The organism is Bradyrhizobium sp. SZCCT0231 (assembly GCF_018130245.1).
In the GTDB taxonomy this organism is placed as follows: Bacteria; Pseudomonadota; Alphaproteobacteria; order Rhizobiales; family Xanthobacteraceae; genus Bradyrhizobium; species Bradyrhizobium japonicum_F.
Genome location: NZ_JAFCKP010000004.1, coordinates 93,713 through 113,377, shown reverse-complemented (window position 1 = coordinate 113,377; position 19,665 = coordinate 93,713). Strand labels below are relative to the sequence as shown.

13 protein-coding genes and 1 pseudogene are annotated in these 19,665 nt (G+C 61.5%); 4 read left to right on the top strand and 10 right to left on the bottom strand.

The window, feature by feature from the left end; genetic code table 11:
* Positions 1-9 precede the first annotated feature (9 nt).
* The 4 genes from JQ566_RS13545 (at position 10) to JQ566_RS13530 (ending at position 5,128) form a co-directional block, all read left to right on the top strand.
* On the top strand, positions 10-1,110 hold the full coding sequence (locus JQ566_RS13545; protein WP_212372729.1) for a hypothetical protein: 1,101 nt from the start codon (positions 10-12) through the stop codon (positions 1,108-1,110).
* Positions 1,061-2,368, top strand: a complete 1,308-nt coding sequence (locus JQ566_RS13540; protein ID WP_212372728.1) for a hypothetical protein — start codon at positions 1,061-1,063, stop codon at positions 2,366-2,368. The genes JQ566_RS13545 and JQ566_RS13540 overlap by 50 nt, the downstream gene beginning before the upstream one ends.
* Positions 2,369-2,479: 111 nt before the next feature.
* The gene (locus JQ566_RS13535) at positions 2,480-3,058 is read left to right on the top strand and encodes a hypothetical protein (RefSeq protein ID WP_212372727.1); all 579 of its coding nucleotides are present in this window, start codon (positions 2,480-2,482) and stop codon (positions 3,056-3,058) included.
* 801 nt (positions 3,059-3,859) lie between these two features.
* Positions 3,860-5,128, top strand: a complete 1,269-nt coding sequence (locus JQ566_RS13530) for a hypothetical protein (RefSeq protein ID WP_212372726.1) — start codon at positions 3,860-3,862, stop codon at positions 5,126-5,128.
* 55 nt (positions 5,129-5,183) lie between these two features.
* Here the strand turns inward: JQ566_RS13530 and JQ566_RS13525 are convergent.
* The 10 genes and pseudogenes from JQ566_RS13525 to JQ566_RS13480 all read right to left on the bottom strand — a co-directional run.
* A pseudogene (locus tag JQ566_RS13525) lies at positions 5,184-5,573 on the bottom strand (diguanylate cyclase); the annotation flags it as partial.
* A gap of 72 nt (positions 5,574-5,645) precedes the next feature.
* Entirely contained in the window at positions 5,646-8,756 is a 3,111-nt protein-coding gene (locus JQ566_RS13520; RefSeq protein WP_212372725.1) for an EAL domain-containing protein, read from the bottom strand.
* A 174-nt stretch (positions 8,757-8,930) separates the two neighbouring features.
* Positions 8,931-10,016 (bottom strand): branched-chain amino acid ABC transporter permease, encoded by a 1,086-nt coding sequence (locus tag JQ566_RS13515; RefSeq protein WP_212372724.1) that lies wholly within the window; start codon positions 10,014-10,016, stop codon positions 8,931-8,933.
* Positions 10,013-11,023 (bottom strand): branched-chain amino acid ABC transporter permease, encoded by a 1,011-nt coding sequence (locus tag JQ566_RS13510; protein ID WP_212372723.1) that lies wholly within the window; start codon positions 11,021-11,023, stop codon positions 10,013-10,015. Before JQ566_RS13510 ends, JQ566_RS13515 begins: the two co-directional genes overlap by 4 nt.
* The gene (locus JQ566_RS13505; protein WP_212372722.1) at positions 11,020-11,742 is read right to left on the bottom strand and encodes an ABC transporter ATP-binding protein; all 723 of its coding nucleotides are present in this window, start codon (positions 11,740-11,742) and stop codon (positions 11,020-11,022) included. Before JQ566_RS13505 ends, JQ566_RS13510 begins: the two co-directional genes overlap by 4 nt.
* Complete coding sequence (locus JQ566_RS13500) at positions 11,739-12,527, bottom strand: ABC transporter ATP-binding protein (RefSeq protein ID WP_212372721.1); 789 nt, start codon at positions 12,525-12,527, stop codon at positions 11,739-11,741. The genes JQ566_RS13505 and JQ566_RS13500 overlap by 4 nt, the downstream gene beginning before the upstream one ends.
* Positions 12,528-12,696: 169 nt before the next feature.
* Positions 12,697-13,881, bottom strand: a complete 1,185-nt coding sequence (locus tag JQ566_RS13495) for a substrate-binding domain-containing protein (RefSeq protein WP_212372720.1) — start codon at positions 13,879-13,881, stop codon at positions 12,697-12,699.
* Between the two features lie 106 nt (positions 13,882-13,987).
* The gene (locus JQ566_RS13490) at positions 13,988-16,015 is read right to left on the bottom strand and encodes an acyl CoA:acetate/3-ketoacid CoA transferase (protein ID WP_212372719.1); all 2,028 of its coding nucleotides are present in this window, start codon (positions 16,013-16,015) and stop codon (positions 13,988-13,990) included.
* Between the two features lie 245 nt (positions 16,016-16,260).
* Positions 16,261-17,703 (bottom strand): sigma-54 interaction domain-containing protein, encoded by a 1,443-nt coding sequence (locus JQ566_RS13485; protein WP_212372718.1) that lies wholly within the window; start codon positions 17,701-17,703, stop codon positions 16,261-16,263.
* Between the two features lie 220 nt (positions 17,704-17,923).
* Positions 17,924-19,660, bottom strand: coding sequence for a putative bifunctional diguanylate cyclase/phosphodiesterase (locus JQ566_RS13480; protein ID WP_212372717.1), 1,737 nt, complete (start codon positions 19,658-19,660; stop codon positions 17,924-17,926).
* Positions 19,661-19,665: the final 5 nt, after the last annotated feature.

Here is a 19,665-nt window from a genome sequence, read left to right as displayed (position 1 = left end):
GGGGCTTAGATGAGCGCTCGGAACTACCGATTCCTTCTTGCCGCCCTTTCTCTGTGGATATCACACGAAGCGAAGGCCGACATCTTATACGACAGCATAACGCAGGCCATCGAGTCGGTGGAAGCGCAAGCGTATGTATACTTGGAGCGAGGAAAATATGCCTTCGACAACGGTCGCTCTCGCATAGTTTGGACGATACCGAGGGACATCCGCAGCACTATCAGTTTTCGATATGCCGAGGGAACAATTCAGAAAGGACTCATCGATTTTCAGCGAGCCGGCACATCCTTTCTAATTCGAACGCCAGAACTTTGTTCGAAGGTGATGGTCAAGAAGATAGCGGTATTGCCGGGAGGAGCGATCGACGAGGCGGAAAGCGACTACACTCTAGATCCCGCCAGTCCGGAGTGTCGAGAGCCGCGTTCTCAATTGGAGGCGGCTTTAGAGGGAGTTGTGTCGCTCCAGATTGATCCTGCAAAAACATTTGCTGGAAAGGTATTTGCCGGTTCGGAGGCCCTAAGAAAGTGCCCAACAGACCTTTGCGACGGGCCAGTTGCAAGGATGCCGCTTGGGCAACCAGTGACCAAATTTGTCGCGTTTTCCACAGACGGGCCAGACTCGAAGAAGGCCTTTGCGGTCTCCTTGCGCACGGGATCGAGCCTACTCTTTCCCAACAACGCAGGCTACGTGAAGCTGTCAAACGGCAGTGGTGTTCAGATTCAGCAAGCCACGTATGATTTGGGATTAAAGAGCGGAAGCGGAGTGATGAAAAAGTTGCTCATCGCCGCGGATGAAGGCAATCTGAATTTCGGCAGCGCAATCCTTAGCCCCACAGTTGGATCTAAGATTGCGTTTGAAGACGTTGCGATTGCGCAGGAAGCTGACGTCACAACTGTAACGCGCGGTAGTTTTTCGGGAACCCTGGGCGGTAATTCGTTCATTACGTTGAACTCAAACGGACCGCGCAAGTCACTAATCTCAGTCGCGCAAGCCTCAGTCACGATTGCGGAGCTTAACATGGAATTCAGAGGATCGAAGGCCACAATCTCCGGCGCAAGCGGTGATTTCAAGCTATTGGCCGAATTCGGCGGATCTCTATCTGTCAGATGATTTTCGTCTCCTTCTTGGAGCTACAAATCTGGGAGTTGTTTTCGCGTGCAAAACGGGTGAGACATGTAGGCCGCTATCTTGGTCAAGCGATGGATCATTCGTCGCAGTTGGTCGAATTCTCCCCGTCTCGACGACTTTGAAGGGTGGATACATCAGCTTTCCTGGTCAAAACCAGCTGCAGCTAGAGTCTGGAGAGCTCCAGACAGCAGATCTGCAACTGGACTCTCGCGAAAAAGTAACGCCAATCGTGGGGAACATTCAGAAGCTTGAACTGAAGTTGGCGTCACAAAATTGGCAGGTCGATCAAAACGTTCGAATCGGTGCCGCGAGCCTCAGGCTTACAAGTCAAAATATGGCGGTAGTCGACGACGATAAGTATCCGATTGGGAAGCTGAAAGTTGAAGGAAATATTTCTGAAGTCACAGCGAATGGCATAGGTCGGGTCATTCTCGCCGCAGGTCAAACGCAGTTTACGATCGAAGCGTCCCGAAAATCGAAAGATGATTTGAAGATCGATAGTGGATCCATAGTTGGCAAATTGAATGTGCGAAGCGATGATCATTTGACGGAGGCTCTTGCAACATTCTCTATGGAGCAATTGCTCTACTATAGAGGCGTTGGATCTGCCAAATTTAGCTTCCATATCGAAAATGCCTCGAGCCACGTGATAACTCCGTCCGACCATTCCGAGCAGGGTTTTCCGGGTGGTCGAACTGTCGTTGATGTTCATAGCCGCGACATAGCGCTCAAGCTGAGCAGCAGGTTTGGCTTCGCTGATGCTGACGTGAAAGTTAACAACGGGGCTTGGTCAATTTCAGAGCAGAAGGACATTCCGATCACGGTCGCCGCATCCGTGGATACAGGAGAGATCGTCTACCTGAACGTTCAGACCGGCGGCGGAGACCTTAATGTGCCCTATAAAACCGTGTGCGGCCCACATGTGAACATCAATCGAGGTGACTATGTATTCCGAGCGAAATCGGATCTCACTTTGTCGGATAAGTCGCGCCGATTCTCGATACGAAACGTGACGATTGAACCAGACTTCGATGCAGACGTTGATGATCGAAACTGTGGCCTTATCGTCGAAGGCATTTGCGGGATTGTGGGTGGATTGATTACCGGCGGGGTTGGCGCTATTGGCGCGGCCATCGCATGCGGTAAGGAGGTCGCGAAAAAGAAGAAGGAGATGCACGAGAAGATGCGGTCGTTGGCCAGCGAGAAAGTAGGAAGTCTGAAGCTCGATCTCTCGTTCTAAGTAACGACTTCAAATTAAACCCTTTCGTGCTGCTTGTCCGACGATTCTCTGCTCGGGGCGAAGGGCGGTCATCGACATCCACGCTCGACACGCTTGTCGGAACAAATACTAGTGATGCTACCTCTCGCGAAGCTCTGGACGTTTGTGGGTCAATCATTTGTTCCATTCGCCGCGGCGTGGATCTACTTCGTGCGCAACGGTTCGAATGAAGGAGTATTGATTTCGAAAGCATACTTTGGTGTTTTGATAACGCTGTGTGTTGGGGCAGTGCTCGTGTGGACCTTAGCCCTCTACGTCAGGGCCGCCAAACTTCAGCACTCGTCCGTGATAATCCCTCCTAACACAACCTTCGAGGAGCTTGGCTCTCGCAATCTGGTGGTGTCCTGGGGGACGCTGATTGTTTTCGGTCTGGCTGTGATTGTCTCGCTTGCGGCTTTCGGTCTGCGTTATGGAGAAAGCCGCATCCACTATTGGGACGACAATAAGCCGCTGGCTGGAAGCTTCTTCGAGAGTCGCAAGGCTGCTCATCGCATTGGGTGCGCGCGGCAGCCTTGTTTCGCGGTAAGCTCTCGCTCCGGCACCTCCGAAGGTGTTGCCGAATACATCCCGTATGTAACGGATGGCTTTGTTGCCTTCTTAATTGCGCTTTGCTGCGGGGGGAACGGGGTTATTGTTAGCTTCCGCCATTAGGAATGTCCCTAACCCCACATCCGAATTGTAATGTGGTGGGGCAGGGCTTCTAATCTCAAAACGCTCATACAAGTGCCTCCGTCTAGAGTCATGCCTATCGTGCGGAAAGATTGTCGCCGACTCGTTGCGGGCGCCCGGATCTCTTTACAATGCTGTCTTCTGATCAGCAATTCGGACGATTAAACCTCCATCTTAGCGTCTGGCGCCCTTGGAAGACCGCTGAACGTAGCCTGATGTTGCCTCTGAGCGCAGATGATGCTGGGGAGTCGGAGGGGCCGCGGCCCGTAGAACTGCATCTGCTGCGCCCTGGAAATGCCGCGCTGCGGCGACGAGAGGGAAGCGCTCTCCTCGCCTCAATTTCTTAGTCCTACGATAATCATTGATTTCATCAAGCCTCGGGCGTGATGATGCTTCTGAGTGGCCCCAGCGTGCCGGTAGCGAAAAATCGATGCTCGGGGCACGCGGAATCTGTAGGCCGCTAGCAAATAAGTGCGCCACCGGCTCTAGCTTCGGAGGGCAACGCTCTATCCAGCTGAGCTACGGGTGCAGTGAGGCTTGATGTAGCCGATTGGCGAGGAGCGGGCAATGCCTTTGCACGGGCGGTCATCGACAAAACTGTGCCGGGCTCGACATGAATGAGTTTGATCATGCGAAGATACAAGTCGCCAAATGTGTTCTGAGGCCACCTAGATTACTCAATAACCCAAGGTAGTCCGAATGGAATGGGCATAGCGGTGGTTGACATCGGAAGCTTTGAGAGTAAGCTTCGCCAATTCATAAAATTATTTGCGAGCATGAAATATGAAATCGGCTCTCTTGTTAGCCCTGTTTCTGTCGGTCATCAGTTTTCAAGGGGCAATTGCGCAAAGCCCAATACAAGCGATCGAGCTTAGAAGACCAACTGGATCATATGATGAGAATTGGCATTATGGAAATGTCCACTTCAGGCTGTTGAGCTTCAGCAACAACCAGAAAGCAGCTCAAGTCGAATGGTATGAAACGTTGTTTCGGAAATTTCTGCTAGACAAAAAGAAGTACGGGACATTCTCGCTTATTCTGGATCTCTGTGGCAAGGATGGTTGCACTTCCAAACCGCTCGTGAGAAAGCCGATTGCGGTTTTTACCAAAAATCCTAAGCAAGAGGTGAAACAAGACTTCTTCAAGGATGCAGCGGACTTTATCTTTGGTGCCTCGGTGGACACGACTGAAAAGGCGACGGCCATTGCAGAGTCCACATATCTCAATACTGGGGCGCCTCTGCTGTCCTACAAGCGAATCGCAAGCTTCGATACGGATAACATCTACACAGTTAGGCTGGGCTTATTGTCCCTAGATAAGACGCTTGTCGAAAAGGGGGTCTTTTCTGATCTCTTGACAATCTATAATTCGGCTGCGGCGAACCCACTCATCAAAGCCGGAATTGGTGCAGTTCCGGGAGCCGCAACGGCGGGAGAGATCGCAAATGTTGCTTATGGCATGGCCGAAAAACTGGTGATGGACCCGAGCCTACTGACCACTGTTACGCAGGACAATTCGATGCAGTTCATCTTCACCGGGAACAGCATCACTTATCCCCGCTATCAGAGATTTGCGATGTCGATAGATGGGGGACCTTCAGATTGCAGGAAGGACCTAAAGGACAGAAAAAATTGCGTCATCATTGAGATCGATTTCAGCACGGTTAGATCGATCACAAAACTTTTTGATATCCAAAAAGGGAGTTTCATAAAGCCGGTTGCTCCTGAAGCTATTTGGACAAACGCAGCCAATGCAATGAAGGTGTCAACGATGGACGAATTCCTGGGCGCCGCTGACCCGCTTAAGACATTCTTTGTTGATGTAAAAGCTGGACCCTACACGAAGTCTGATCTGGGTATGATGTGCGTAGCTCTAAAGAACAAATTGAATTCGACATTTACCTATTGGGACTCGAAGGCTCTTTGGTGGTCTTTTGCCAAGCAACATTGGTTTAATCTCGTAGGAAACAAGGACTTCAAGCAGTGTATCGGCGACCAAAACGATCGGAAACAGATGGCGGAGATGGGATTGGAGTTTGCGTCGATACCTTAATCGGAGCATTGGGTAAGGCGACAGCGGCTGTTCGGGTTGTGAAAGGCTTGGACATTTACAAAACCATCTTGCGCCGGAAGGGGCTCGGAATCGCCACAGCCTCCCGGTCGAGGGCGGCGATTTCGGCAAGCACCCGTTCGGCGCAGATGACGCGGTTGCGGCCGAGGCGTTTGGCCACATAGAGCGCCTCGTCGGCGGCACCGAGCAGCCGGTCCGGGCTGCCGTCGGCACCACCAGGAATTTGGCTGGCGACGCCGACGCTGAGGGTGACGTGGTCGCCGGCGCCCATGGCGCCATGGGCGATCTGCAAACCCATGACGGCACAGCGGATCTCCTCGGCCACCATGCAGGCGCTGTCGCAATCCATGTCCGGCAGGATCAGCGCAAACTCCTCGCCGCGATAGCGGTTGGCGAGGTCGAGCGGGCGCACGGCGTGCCGGCTGACGGCGGCGGCGACCGCACGGCATGGAGTCCGCGACGTCGACGGCTTTGGCCGGAGCTGCCCTTGACTTCGCCGTCAGGCCACCGCCGCGACGCGCACGGCATCGCCGGGGCCGAACAGTTTTCGCACCTCGCTGGCCGGCTTCGGCGCGCTGAACAGGTAGCCCTGCATCTGCGTGCAGCCGAGCGCGCGCAGCATGTCGCGCTGCGCCTCGGTCTCGACGCCCTCGGCGACCGTGGTCATGCTGCTGGCGGCCGCGATGTTCACCACCGCCTGCACGATCACGGGCGAGCCGCTCGCCTCTGCGATGTCGGCGACGAAGCAGCGGTCGATCTTGATCTTGTCGAACGGGAAGCGCTTCAGATAGCTCAGCGAGGAATAGCCGGTGCCGAAATCGTCGAGCGCGATGCGCACGCCGATCGAGCGGAGCTGATGCAGGATCGAGAGCGCCGCCTCGTCGTCGCGGATCAGCACGGCCTCGGTGATCTCGAGCTCGAGCCGGCGCGGGTCCAGCCCGGAGGCGGCGAGTGCGCCCGCAATCCGCAGCGCCAGCGTGTCGCATTTGAGCTGCACCGGCGAGACGTTGACCGCGACACGCACATGCGCCGGCCAGGTCGCGGCCTCGTTGCAGGCCATGCGCAGCACCCAATCGCCGAGCTCGGTGATCAAGCCGGTGTCCTCGGCGACCGGAATGAACTCCGCCGGCGACACCATGCCGCGCTCGGGATGCCGCCAGCGCAGCAGCGCCTCGCAGCCCGACACCTCGTTGGTGCGCAGGTCGACCAGTGGCTGATAGTGAATCTCGAAGCCGCCATTCACCAGGGCCTGCCGCAGATCCAGCTCCATGCTCAGGCGCGCCCTGGCGCTCGCATCCATTTCCGGCTCGAAGAAGCGGTGGGTGCGGCGTCCCTCGGCCTTGGCGCCGTACATCGCGAGGTCGGCGTTCTTGATCAGCTGGTCGAGATCGGCGCCGTCCTGCGGCGCCAGCGCGATTCCGATGCTGGCATCGGTGGAGAGCTGGTGGCCGAGGCAATGATAGGGTTGCCGAATAGCCTGGTAGATCCGCGTCACGAAGGATAGCACGTCGGCGGACGATCCGATCCCGGTCTGGATGACCGCGAATTCGTCGCCGCCGAGCCGCGCGATCAGGTCGCCCTGCTTGAGGCAGCCGCGGATACGGCCTGCGATCGCCTTCAACAGCTCGTCGCCGACGTGGTGGCCGAGCGAATCGTTGATGCCCTTGAATTCGTCGACGTCGATGTAGAGCAGCGCGAACCGGCAGCCATCGGCGACCTTCGCCAGCTCGCGTTCGATCTGCTCGCGGAACAGGGTCCGGTTCGGCAGGTCGGTCAGAGCATCGTAATGCGCCATATGCGCGATCTTCTCGTCGGCGTAGCGCCGCTCGGTGACGTCCTCGACGACACTGATGAGGTAGCGCGGCTCGCCGGACTTGTCGCGAATGCCGATCCGGGTCGAGGTGATATAGCGCGGTCCCTTGGTCTGGCTTCGCCAGGCATGCTCGTCCTTGAACAATCCCTCGGCGGACTGCAGCGCTCTGCTGTCGTCCTCGGTGACGAGCCTGGCCGCCTCATCCGGGTAGAGGTCGAAGGGGGTCTTGCCGACGATCTCTTCGCTGGACTGGCCGAACTGCTCCTCGGCGGTCCGGTTGACCAGCAGATATTGCCGCGTTCCGGCGTCCTTCACAGTGATCTGGGAGGGGATGTGATCGATGATCTCGCGCAGGAACATGTAGTTGCGGTCGCGCTCCTGCTCCAGGTTGCGCCGCTCGGTGATCTCCTCGATCGTGGCGACCCAGCCGCCCTGCGCGAGCGGCGTGTTGATGACCTGGAAGGCGCGGCCGTTGGCCAGCTGATGGGTTCTCGTCGAGACAGTGCCTTCGGCGACGATCCGCATGACGTCGGCGCAAAATTCCTCGACATCGCCGTCGAACGCGTCACGCTCCTTGCGATGATACATCGCCTCGCGGATGTGGCAGCCGGGCTTGATGACGTCGTGGGACAGGCCGAACATGTCGGCGTAGCGACGGTTGCAGGTGACGATGTAGCCGCTCGCGTCGTACAGGATCAGCCCTTGCGACATGTTGTTGAGGGCGGTGTCGAGCCGCAGTCGTTCCGCTTCCAGCCGCTCCTGGGCGTCGCGGTTCTGCCGGTTGATCTGCCGGATGATCAGATACAGGATCAGCGCGATGACGGCGGCTGAAAACGCGGCGGTCGTGACCATGAAGCCGGTCTGCTGCCGCCAGTCCGCAAGGGCTGCTGCCGTGGTGTTGGTTGCGACGATGACCAGCGGGAAATGCGTCAGCGACGCGGCCGAGCCGAGCCGCTCCTCGCCATTGATGGGGCTCTTGCCGCGGAGCGTCAGCTGGCCGCCTTCGGCCAGCACCTTCTGCATCAGCGGCGCGTCCTTGAAGTTCCGTCCGATCAGCTCCTCGCGATGCGGATGACGCGCCAGCATCTTGCCTTCGCGATCGAATAGCGAGATGGCCGTGCCCTCGGCAAGCGCGACGGATGCGAAATAATGCTGGTAGCTGTCCGGATCGATCCGGCGGACCATCGCGCCGAGGAAGGTGCCGTCGGCGCCGGTCAACCGGCGTGCGACGATCGTGGTCCATTTGTTGATGATGAAGCTGCGGACGGATTCCAGCAGCACCGATTGGGACTGGGGATTCGACTTGAACGTCTGAAAGTAGGCTCGGGACGAAATGTTGATCTTGGGCAGTGGCTGGACTCGCGACCAGTTGATCAGTTCGCCGTCGGCATCATAGATCGCGATATCGCCGAGATAGGATACGGAGCTGATCTTGTTGCGCAGCATCTGGTTTGCCGCGGGCCCGGACATGCGCTCACGGAAGATCGCCGGCGAGGCGGTCTCCGCCAAGTCCATCTGGGAGATCAGATCGGCGGCAACGACATCCGAGTCTTCAAACTGCTGATCGAAGTGCCGCGCGATCAGCTGCACCGTGTTTTCCAGCTCGCGTTCGCGGTTTATCAGGGTCCGTTCGCGAAATTCGCCGACGGCCACAGCGGTGACGGCGAAGATTCCAGCGACCAGCAACACGCCGCACAGGGTCAACCACAGGACAGGACCACGCCGCACCAAGGCTTCCCAGCCGTTCCTTGCGGCTAGAGACATTCCGGCGGCCACCGTGGAAAAGACCTGGCGCATTCCCCCTCCCTGATGGAACAGGAATACACCGCACAAATGGCGCAAAGCTTAGGAAAACCAGTTACCTAAGCATTAATGCGGTTGTGTAATCGCGTCCGTAGGCAGCGAAGCGGGAATCTCGTTGCGGTTGTGCGGCGCGCGCAGCAATCGCCGCGCTGCATCATTAACGACGGCTTAATGCGGGCTGTCCGCACCCTTGCCGCCGCTGACCTTGCGCAGCCGTCCGACCACGCCGGTCGGGAAGAAATAGACGCTGGCGATGAACAGCAGCCCGAGCCACAGCAGCCAGCGGTCGGGATGCAACAGCCCCGGCAGCAGCGGCAGGCCGGCTTCCCCCGCCGCCGTGGAGGCGACACCCATCAGCGACTGCAGATAGTTCTGGGCAAGGATGAAGATGGTGGCACCGATGATCGCGCCGTAGATCGTGCCCATGCCGCCGATCACCACCATCAGCAGGATGTCCAGCATGATCGAGAAGCTGAGCGAGGTGTCGGGACCGGCATAGCGCAGCCACAGCGCGTTCAGGATGCCCGCGCCGGCGGCGACGAGCGCAGCGAGGCAGTTGGCATAGGTCAGGTGGAACACGGTGCGGAAGCCGAGCGCCTCGGCGCGAAACCGGTTCTCGCGGATCGCCTGCAGCACGCGCCCGAACGGCGAGTTCACGACGCGCAGCAGAGCGAGGATCATCAGGGCCGAGATCGCGAACACCAGGTAGAAGGTCAGGATGCGGCCGTTGATCTCGAAGCCGAACAGGTTCTTGGAGATCAGCACGGTGCCGGGGCGCAGCAGCTCCGGCAGCTGGAAGCTGCGTCCGTCCTCGCCGCCGGTCAGCCAGGACAGCTGCGAGGCCAGCACCTGGAAGGCGGAGGCGACCGCGAGCGTGATCATGGCAAAGAAGATCGCGGCGACGCGCAGCGAGAACAGTCCGATGGCGAGCGCGAGCAGGGCTGCCAGCGGCAGGCCGGTGACGATGCCGGTGGCGACTGCGGCCCAGTTCGGGCCCATGCCGTACAGCGCGATCGCGATCGCGTAGCTGCCGATGCCGTAGAACATGGTGTGGGCGAACGACACCGAGCCGGTGTAGCCGAGCAGCAGGTCGTAGGAGGCGACCAGTGCGGCGAAGACGCAGATCTTGGCCGCGACGTTCAGCGCCTTGGCACCCGGGAACAGGAACGGCGTTGCCGCCAATGCCAGGATGATGACGACGAGAACGAGCGTGAGCACGCGGCTACGCGGCGGATCGCCTGAGAGGATCATCATCGGCTGGTCACCGCATAGAGGCCGCGCGGCCGCCACATCAGAATGGCGACCATCAGCAGGATGTTGGAGACGAGGGCGAGTTTCGGCACCAGGAAGCCGCCGTAATTGGCGACCATGGCGACGAGAATCGCGCCGATGAAGCAACCGCCGATCGACCCCAAGCCGCCGATGATGACGACGATGAAGATCAGCACGGTGAGGTCGTCGCTCATGGAGGCGTGCACCTGCTCGCGATAGAGCGCCCACATCACGCCGCCGAGGCCCGCGAGCGCCGAGCCCGTCATGAACACGCCGAGGAACAGGCGGCGGATGCGATAGCCGAGCGCCTCGACCATCTCGCGGTTCTCGACGCCGGCACGGATCAGGAGGCCGAGCTTGGTGCGGTTGAGCACGAGCTGGATCGCGATGAAGACGGCGAGCCCGATCAGCATCGCCAGCACGCGATATTTGGCGATGGCGACGTCGCCGAGGATGAAGGAGCCGCGCAGCGAGGCCGGCAGCGGCATCGGGATGATCTGCGGTCCCCACAGCGCATAGAGCGTCTGCTCGGCGACGATCAGGCCGCCGGTCGTCATCAGGATCTGCTTCAGGTGCTGGCCGTAGACCGGCAGGATCAGCACCCGCTCGACGACGAGGCCGAGCGCGCCCGAGACCGCCATCGACAGCAGCGCGGCCGGGGCCAGCACCGCGAGATTCGTCCAGAGCGAATCGGCCTGGATGGACGCCGCAAACGGCGCCAGCACCAGGGTGGCGACATAGGCGCCGACGGCGATGAAGGCGCCATGGCCGAAATTGAGCACGTCCATCAGGCCGAACACGAGCGTGAGGCCTGAGGCCATGATGAAGATCATCATGCCCATGGCAAGGCTCGCGGCGGTCAGCGTCAGCCAGGTGCTGGGCGAGCCGATCAGGGGAATCATCAGAAGCGCGAGGGCGATCGGCAGCAGGATCGGCGCGAGATCGCGCTTCGGCTTCGGCAGCGGATCGGTTGCGGCAAGGTCTGTCACTGATGCGCCTCCAGGCTCAGGCCGAGCAGCCGCTCCTGCAGCGGCACGTCGGCGGCGAGCGTCGCCATCTCGCCGCGATGAACGATGGTGCCGTTGTCCATGACCAGCACGTTGTCGCCGAGCTCGCGGGCGGCGAAGAAGTTCTGCTCGACCAGCAGGATCGTCGCGCCCTTGCGCTTGATCTCCTTCAGGCACTCGATCAGCGCCATCACGATGGCGGGCGCCAGCCCCTTGGTCGGCTCGTCGATCAAGAGCAGCTTGCGCGGTTCGATGATCGCGCGCGCGATCGACAGCATCTGCTTCTGCCCGCCCGAGAGACTTCCCGCGCGCGACAGCCAGAACCGGCGCAGTGCCGGAAAGAAGCCGAAGATCCAGTCGAGCTGGGTGTCGTCGAGCGGCCCGTCGCGGGCGGCGAGCACCAGGTTCTCCCTCACCGTGAGGTCGGAGAACACCGCCATGCTCTCCGGCACATAGCCGACGCCGAGCCGGGCGATGTCGGGCGTCGCAAGGCTCTCGATGCGCTGACCTGCGAGGGTGATCTCGCCCTTCGAGGCCTGCCACAGGCCCATGATGGTGCGCAGCGTCGTGGTCTTGCCCGCGCCGTTGCGGCCGAGCAGCATCGTGACCTGTCCTTGCGGCACAGTGAGATCGATGCCCTGGAGGATGTGATAGCGCCCGATATGGGTGTGCACGCCGGAGAGCTTGAGCAGGTCAGTCATGCTGCGCTCCCTGCAGCGTCTCCTGCAGTGTTCTTGGGCGCAACGCCGAGATAGGCCTCCTGCACGATGGGCGAGGCGATCACCTCAGCCGGCGGGCCATCGGCAACGAGCTGGCCGTTATGCAGCACGATGATGCGGTCGGCGAGCGAGCGCACCACGTCCATCTTGTGCTCGACCAAGAGGATGATCTTGCTCCTGTCCTGCTTGAGCTGCGCGATCAGGTTGAGGACGACAGGCACCTCGTCGATGCTCATGCCGGCGGTCGGCTCGTCGAACATGAAGACTTTCGGCTCAAGCGCGATCATCAGCGCCACCTCGAGCTTGCGCTGGTCGCCATGCGACAGCGCGGTCGCGGCGACGCCGCGGCGATTGCCGAGCGCGACCTGGTCGAGAATGGCGTCGGCGCGCGCGATCAGGTCGCGGCGCACCATCCAGGGCCGCAGCATGTCGTAATGGGTGCCGTTCGCCGCCTGCACGGCGAGGCGGACGTTCTCTTCCACGGTGAGATTCGGAAAGAGATTTGTCAGTTGGAACGCGCGTCCGAGACCCGCGCGGGTCCGTAGCGGTGCGGAATGCTGGGTGATGTCGGTGCCGTCGAACAGGATGCTGCCGTGTGAAGCGCGCAGCTGGCCCGAGATCAAATTGAAATAGGTGGTCTTGCCGGCGCCGTTCGGCCCGACGATGGCGGTGAGCTCGCCCGGGCGAAACGTGCAGGAGACATTGTTGACCGCGACATGGCCGCCGAAGCGAATGGTGAGATCGCGGGTTTCGAGGGTGAGAGACATTGGAGTCCGGCGAATGATGGAACGGCAATATGTCCGCGGTCGCAGTGCGCCCCCTCCCCCGCATGCGGGGGAGGGCAGGGGAGAGGGTGTCTCCGCAGGCGAGAGCCCCCAAGAGGACAGAGCCCTCTCCCGGCCTCTCCCGCAAGCGGGAGAGGTGAAGCAAGAAAGCTCACCGCTTGTTCTTGATCGGGACGTTCATGTCCTCGATCTTCAGCTCGCGCACCGGCTCGAGCACGGCCCAGGCGACGTTCGGATCGACCTTGACCTTGAAGTGATACATGCTCTGCAGCGCCTGATGATCCTCTTTCCGGAACACCATCTTGCCCTTCGGCGTGTCGAACTCGAGGCCCTCCATCGCCGTGATCAGCTTCTCGGTGTCGGTCGACTTCGCCTTGGTGACGGCGGCGACGACGGACATCGCGGCGGCAAAGCCGCCCGCGGTGAAGAAGTCCGGCGGCGCGTTGAAGCGCTTCTGGTGCTCGGCGACCAGCCAGTCGTTCACCGGGTTCTTCGGGATCTCATAGAAGTAGTAGGTCGCGCCTTCCATGCCGGGCAGGCCCTTATAGGCCGCGAGCGCCGGCAGGATGTTGCCGCCGGTGGAGAGCTCGATGCCGTAGCGCTTCGGGTCCATGTCCTGGAGCTTGGCCAGCGGATTGCCGGCGCCGGCCCAGATCACCCAGATCACCTTGCGGCCCGGCTTGTCCTTCAGCGCGTCGAACAGGCGCTGGCCGACCGCGGTGAAGTCGGTGGTCGAGGTCGGGGCATATTCCTCGGCGGCGAGCGTCGCGCCGGTCTTGGCGAGCGCTTCCTTGAAGGCGGCGACGCCGTCGCGGCCGAACGCGTAGTCCTGCGCCAGCGTTGCCACGGTGACGCCCTGCTTGCCGATCGCGACCGCGTTGGAGATCGCGTCTTGCGACGAGTTGCGCGCGGTGCGGAAGATGTAGCGATTCCACTTCTCGCCGGTAATCTGGTCCGCGACCGCGGGCTCGACGATCAGGATCTTCTTGTTCTCCTCGGCGACGGGAAGAATGGCGAGCGCCGCGGCCGACGAGGTCGTGCCGATCGCGATGTCGGCCTTGTCGTCCTGATAGGCTTCAGCGAGTGCAGCCTTGGCAAGGTCGGGCTTGCCCTGGTCGTCCTTGGTGATGACGACGATCTTACGGCCGTCGAGCGTCATGGTGCCCTTGGTGGCGTATTCAAAACCCATCTTCAGGCCGGTCTCGGTCTGCTTGGCGTAAGCCTCGAGCGGGCCGGTCTTGCCGTGGATCAGCGCGATCTTGAGATCGTCCGCTTGCGCGGAGGTGCTCGCGGCGAGCGCGAGAAGGGTTGTTGTTATGATGAGTGATCGACGCACGATGGTCCCTCCTGATTCAAAGTTTCTCGGTAACAGCGATTTGCACAACACTACGAACATTGCAATTGAACCTTCCGCCCGAGCATGTCGGCCTTTCGAACATGTATCATTTTCGAGCTGGCCGCGCATCGCCTGCTGCCTCGGCCTGACGCCGATCGAACTGCGCCTCCTCCGCGCTTTCGAAAATATGCGGCGCGACGCCGCGTTTCTCCAGGGCTTCACCAAGCTTGATGCGCAGGAAGCCCGACGTGGTGTAGCGCGACACGCCGGAATAGAAGCGGTCGACGAGGCTGCGGACCATGGCGGAGTAATCGTCCATCAGCTCCGGCAGGATGGAAAAATTGTCATAATTGACGATAGCGTAGACCCGGCGTCCGAGCGGCGCCAGGCGGGCCTCGACGATGGCAGCGATGGTGTCGATCTCGGCCTTGCTGCGGAGCGGATAGCGTTCGAGGTTGACGAAGAACAGGTTCTGCTGCTCGTCCAGCGTGAAGCGCTGGTCGAGCGGGATGGTGAGCAGGCGCTCGCGCAGATCCATCAGGCCGTCGCCGAAGATGCGCGCGTCCATCGGAACCGGGTCGCGCGGGATCAGCGGCTTGAAATCCATCAGGCGCAGGATGTCGCGCTCGATGTCGATGCCGGGCGCGACTTCGGTGAGCTCGAGCCCGTCCGCCCTCAGCTCGAACACGCAGCGCTCGGTGACGTACAGCGTGCGTTGCTTGCGCGCGGCGGCAAACGGGCCGCTGAAGGTGACGTGCTCGACCTTGTCGACGAACTTGCGCGACTTGGCTTCGTCGAGGATGACGAGCTTGCCGTCGCGCACCGCGACGCGTTGCTTGCCCGCGCCGAACGTGCCGACGAAGACGACTTCCTTGGCATTCTGGCTGATGTTGATGAAGCCGCCGGCCCCGGCAAGCTTCGGTCCGAACTTGCTGACATTGAGGTTGCCCGCGCGGTCGACCTGGGCAAGCCCGAGGAAGGTGGCATCTAAACCGCCGCCGTCGTAGAAGTCGAACTGGTAGGGCTGGTCGATCACCGCCTGCGTGTTGATCGCCGCGCCGAAATCGATGCCGCTCGCCGGGATGCCGCCGATCACGCCAGGCTCCGCCGTCAGCGTGATGAGGTCGATGATCCGCTCTTCATTGGCGACCGAGGCGATGCCCTCCGGCATGCCGATGCCGAGATTGACGACGCTGTTGGCCTTGAGCTCCAGCGCGGCGCGCCGCGCGATGATCTTGCGCTCGCTGATCGGCATCACGGGCAAAGAGGCCGCGCGGACGCGGATCTCGCTCGAGAAAGCCGGATTGTATTGCGTGCCAAAAGTCTGCCAGTGGTTCTCGGGCCTCGCCACGACGACGCAGTCGACGAGAATGCCGGGAATCTTGACCTGGCGCGGATTGAGACTGCCGGCCTCGGCGACGCGTTCGACCTGGGCGATGACGATACCGCCGGAATTATGCGCCGCCATGGCGATGGCGAGCGCCTCCAGCGTCAGTGCCTCCTTCTCCATGGTGAGATTGCCGTCGGGATCGCCGGTGGTGGCGCGGATGATCCCGACATCGATCGGAAACGTCTTGTAGAGCAGGCAGTCCTCGCCACGCAGCGCGATCAGCTCCACCATGTCCTCGGTGGTGCACGCATTCAGCTTGCCGCCGCCGTGCCGGGGGTCGACGAAGGTGCCCATGCCGACCCGGGTGATGTGGCCGGGCCGGTGTGCGGCGATGTCGCGAAACAGGTGCGTGATCACGCCCTGCGGCAGGTTATAGGCCTCGATCTGGTTCGCGATCGCGAGCTGCTGCAGTTTCGGCGCAAGGCCCCAATGCCCGCCGATCACGCGCCGCACCAGGCCTTCATGTCCGAAATGATTGAGGCCGCGCTGCTTGCCGTCGCCCTGACCGGCCGCATAGACCAGCGTCAGATTGCGCGGCTTGCCCTGCGTGTAGGGCGCATCGCCCTCGTGGGACAGATAGAGCTCCTCCAGTGCGATCGCGATCTCTTCGGCAAAGCCGATGCCGACGAAGCCGCCGGTCGCCACCGTGTCACCGTCGCGGATCAGCATGACGGCTTCATTCGCCGAGACGACCTTGCCCTTCTCGGAGTTGCGCAAGTAAGGCAGAGCTGGATGATGGCTCACGGCGTTCCTCCCGCTCCCTGGACCGTAGGCCTTGTTGTGCTTGATCTTATCGCGAAGAGCTGCCCCGGAACAGGTTGCTCCTCGCGAATGAAAGACGGCAAAGCGGAGAGCAAGGTCCGCGCCAGATCCCGAAACGTCGCGCAAAATCGCTGAAATCTGCGGCAATTGCCTGCAATTCACCCCGGAAGAGCAGCCGGGTGGGGTGTCCGGAATCCGAGACTCCGGACAGTCCGGTGTCTCGAAAGTCAGACGGGCGCCGATCCCGAGGCGAGACCGAACTTGGCGAGCTTCTTGTAGAAGGTCGCGCGCGAGATCCGCAGCATCCTGGCGGCCTCGGTGATCTGGCCGTTGCTGGCGGCGAGTGCCTGCTCGAGCATGTGCTTCTCGAACTCGGCCTCGGCTTCGGCATAGGGCACCACTGTTCCGGCCGGGCGCTCGGGCGGTGCAAGCCTGACCTCGGTGCCGACGGGGAGGATGCGGGCGACATCCTCAGCCGTAAGCCGCCCGGAATCGCTGAGGATCAGCGCGCGCTCGAGGATGTTGCGGAGCTCGCGGACATTGCCCGGCCAATCATAGCGGCCGAGCGCGGCGAGCGCGCTCGGCGTGATCTTCGCCTTGACGTAGTCGCCCGACGCGCTGATGTCGTCGAGCAGCCGGGCACAGATGTCAGGGAGATCGTCGAGGCAATGACGTAGCGGCGGCAGGTCGACCGAGAGCACGTTGAGGCGGTAGTAGAGATCGGCGCGAAATGCGCCGTCGCTGACGCGTTTGCGCAGGTCCACATTGGTCGCGGCGATGACGCGGACGTCGACCCTGGTGATCTTGTCCGAGCCGAGCGGCTCGATCTCGCGCTCCTGGAGCACCCGCAGGAGTTTTGCCTGGAGCTGCAGCGGCATCTCGCCGATCTCGTCGAGGAACAGCGTGCCGCCGTCGGCAATGCGGAATTTGCCCTCGCGCCCCCTGCGGTCGGCGCCGGTATAGGCGCCCGGCGCAGTGCCGAAGAACTCCGACTCGATCAGCGTCTCCGGGATCGCGGCGACGTTGACGCTGACGAACGGCTTCTCCGCACGCGAGGAGGCGTTGTGGATCGCCTGCGCCAGCATCTCCTTGCCCGTTCCGGTCTCGCCGGTGAGCAGAACCGTGACGCTCTGCCGCGCGGCGCGGCTTGCCAGCTCCTTGGCGCGCGCGATTGCCGGCGTCGTGCCGACGAAATCGGCGAAGGTGAAACGCGCCGCGCGGGCGTTGGACAATTGCCGCCGCGCCAGCCGCAGATCGCTCTCGAGCTGGGCGACGCGGGCGAGCAGCGGCTTCAGGCTTTCGAGATGATCATAGAGCACGAAGCCGATCGCGCCGATCAGCGTCCCGTTCTCGTCCTCGATCGGCATGCGGGTGACGACGAGCTGCTCGCCGCCGAGCTCCATGATGTCGAGCAGGATCGGCTCGCCGGTCTCGGCGACCTTCCGCATCAGGCTGTTCGGGATGACCTCCTCGATCGACCGGCCGATCGCCTCGCTGGTGTGGTCGAGACCGAGCGCAGCAAGATATTTCTCGTTGACGTAGACGACGCGTCCGCCGCGGTCGATCGCGATCGCGCCCTCGCAGAGCTTTTCCAGCCGCTCGAACAGCGTCTCCATCGCGCGCGCACGGAGATAGGCGGGATCGCTGATGGAGGAGGAAGAGGCAGACATGAGATACCTCGGGGAGGTCCGCCTGTGTATTACCAAAAGGCCAGCAATTTCAAAGGGGGAAATGGGCATTGAGGTGCCGCCCCACCCACCACTGTCATGCCCCGGCTTGACCGGGGCATCCAGTACGCCGTGGCCCATCGATTCAACAACGACTGTCTCTGGAATACTGGGTCGCCCGGTCAAGCCGGGCGACGACAGCGAGATTGGAGCGGCGCCGCCCCTACCGCCGATACCCGCTCGCCCGTGAATAGCCCTGGCGATTCTGCTGGTGGGGGCGGCTCGCCACGCTGACCCGCGCCTCGCTGGAGGCGGGCGTTGCGAGCTTCAGCTCCTCCAGGAAGATCGGCCGCGAGAAGTAATAGCCCTGCGCGTAGCGGATCTTGGTCGCGGCCTGCAGATAGGCCAGCTCCTCGTAGGATTCGAGGCCTTCGGCGATCACCGTCATGCCGAGCGCCTCGCTCAAGGATTCGATCGCGCGCAGGATGCCCTGGCTGCGCGGGCGCTTGTGGATGTCGGTGATGAAGGAGCGGTCGATCTTGATCTCGTCGGCGGTGATGTCGGCGAGCGCCGAGAGCGAGGAATAGCCGGTGCCGAAATCGTCGATGGAGATGCCGACGCCGAGCTTGCGGAACATCGGCAGGATCTCGGCCTGGAAATGATTCTTGGCGACGAAGGCGTCTTCCGTCACCTCGATCATGAAGCGATGGGGAAAGCCGGTGTCGTCCAGCGCCTGCGCAAAGCTGCGCATGAACTCGGGATTGCCGGCCTGCTTGGCGGCGACGTTGATGCTGATGGTCGCTTCCGCGCCGAACGTGTCGTTGATCAGGTCGATCGATTTGACGATCTCGGCGAGCACGAGATGGGTCAGCTCGTCGATCAGGCCGAGCTCGCCGGCGAGGTTGATGAACGAGCCCGGCGCCTGGATCACGCCTTCGTCGTCGCGCAGGCGTACCAATGCCTCGATGCCCTTCACGGCCTGTGTGCGGATGTCGACCTTGGACTGGAAGGCGCAGCAGAAGCGCTTTTCCAGGATGGCGAGCCGCAGCGACTGCTCGACCTTCATCCGTGCCTGCGCCTCGCGCTCCATGCTGGCGTCGAAGAAGGCGGCCAGTCCCTTGCCGTTGTTCTTGATGCGGTACATCGCGATATCGGCGTTCTGCCGCAGCGTCTCGAAGCTGCGTCCGTGGTCGGGATAGAGGCTGATGCCGACCGAGGTCGAGGCGAAGACTTCCGAATTGTCGATGAAGAACGGCGCGGTCAGCCGCTCCAGCGTCGATTGCATGAACTCGGCGACTTCCTCCTGGCTCTGGATCGGGGAGAGCAGCAGCAGGAATTCGTCGCCGGAGATGCGCGACAACATGTCGGAATCGCGCAGGTCGCGCCCGAGCCGCTTCGACAGCTCGACCAGCAGCGCGTCGCCCACGGTGTGGCCGTAATAGTCGTTGATGTGCTTGAAATTGTCGACGTCGAGAAAGGCCAGCGCAAAGCGCTCGCCGCTGCGATCGCGCGCGAGCAGGCTGTTGGCGCGATGCTCGATCACGCGTCGCGAGGGCAGCCCGGTCAGCTCGTCGAAATATGCCGAGCGAAACAGCTGGTCCTCGAAATTCTTCTGCTCGGTGATGTCGGAGGACGCCGAGATCAGGAGCTCGCGCCCGGCGAGGCGAACGGGACGATGGGTCGTGAGCAGCACCTGGCGCGCGGCGCCGTCGTGCAGCGCTTCCTCGGCGACGACGGCCTGGCCGGCGCTCAGCGCCTTCCGGCAGGCTTCACGGCGCGGCGCCAGATCGGGCGAGGGACGGCTGCCGTCCATCCCGAGCTGCGCTGCGGCGGCATCGTTAACCAGCAGAAGCTCGCCATGCGCGTCCTGCACGGTGAGGCCGGCAGGCAGCATTCTAACGATTTCCTTGAGAAAACCGAGCTCGGCTTCAGTCGCGCCGGAATATCTATTGTCGTTCATAGAAG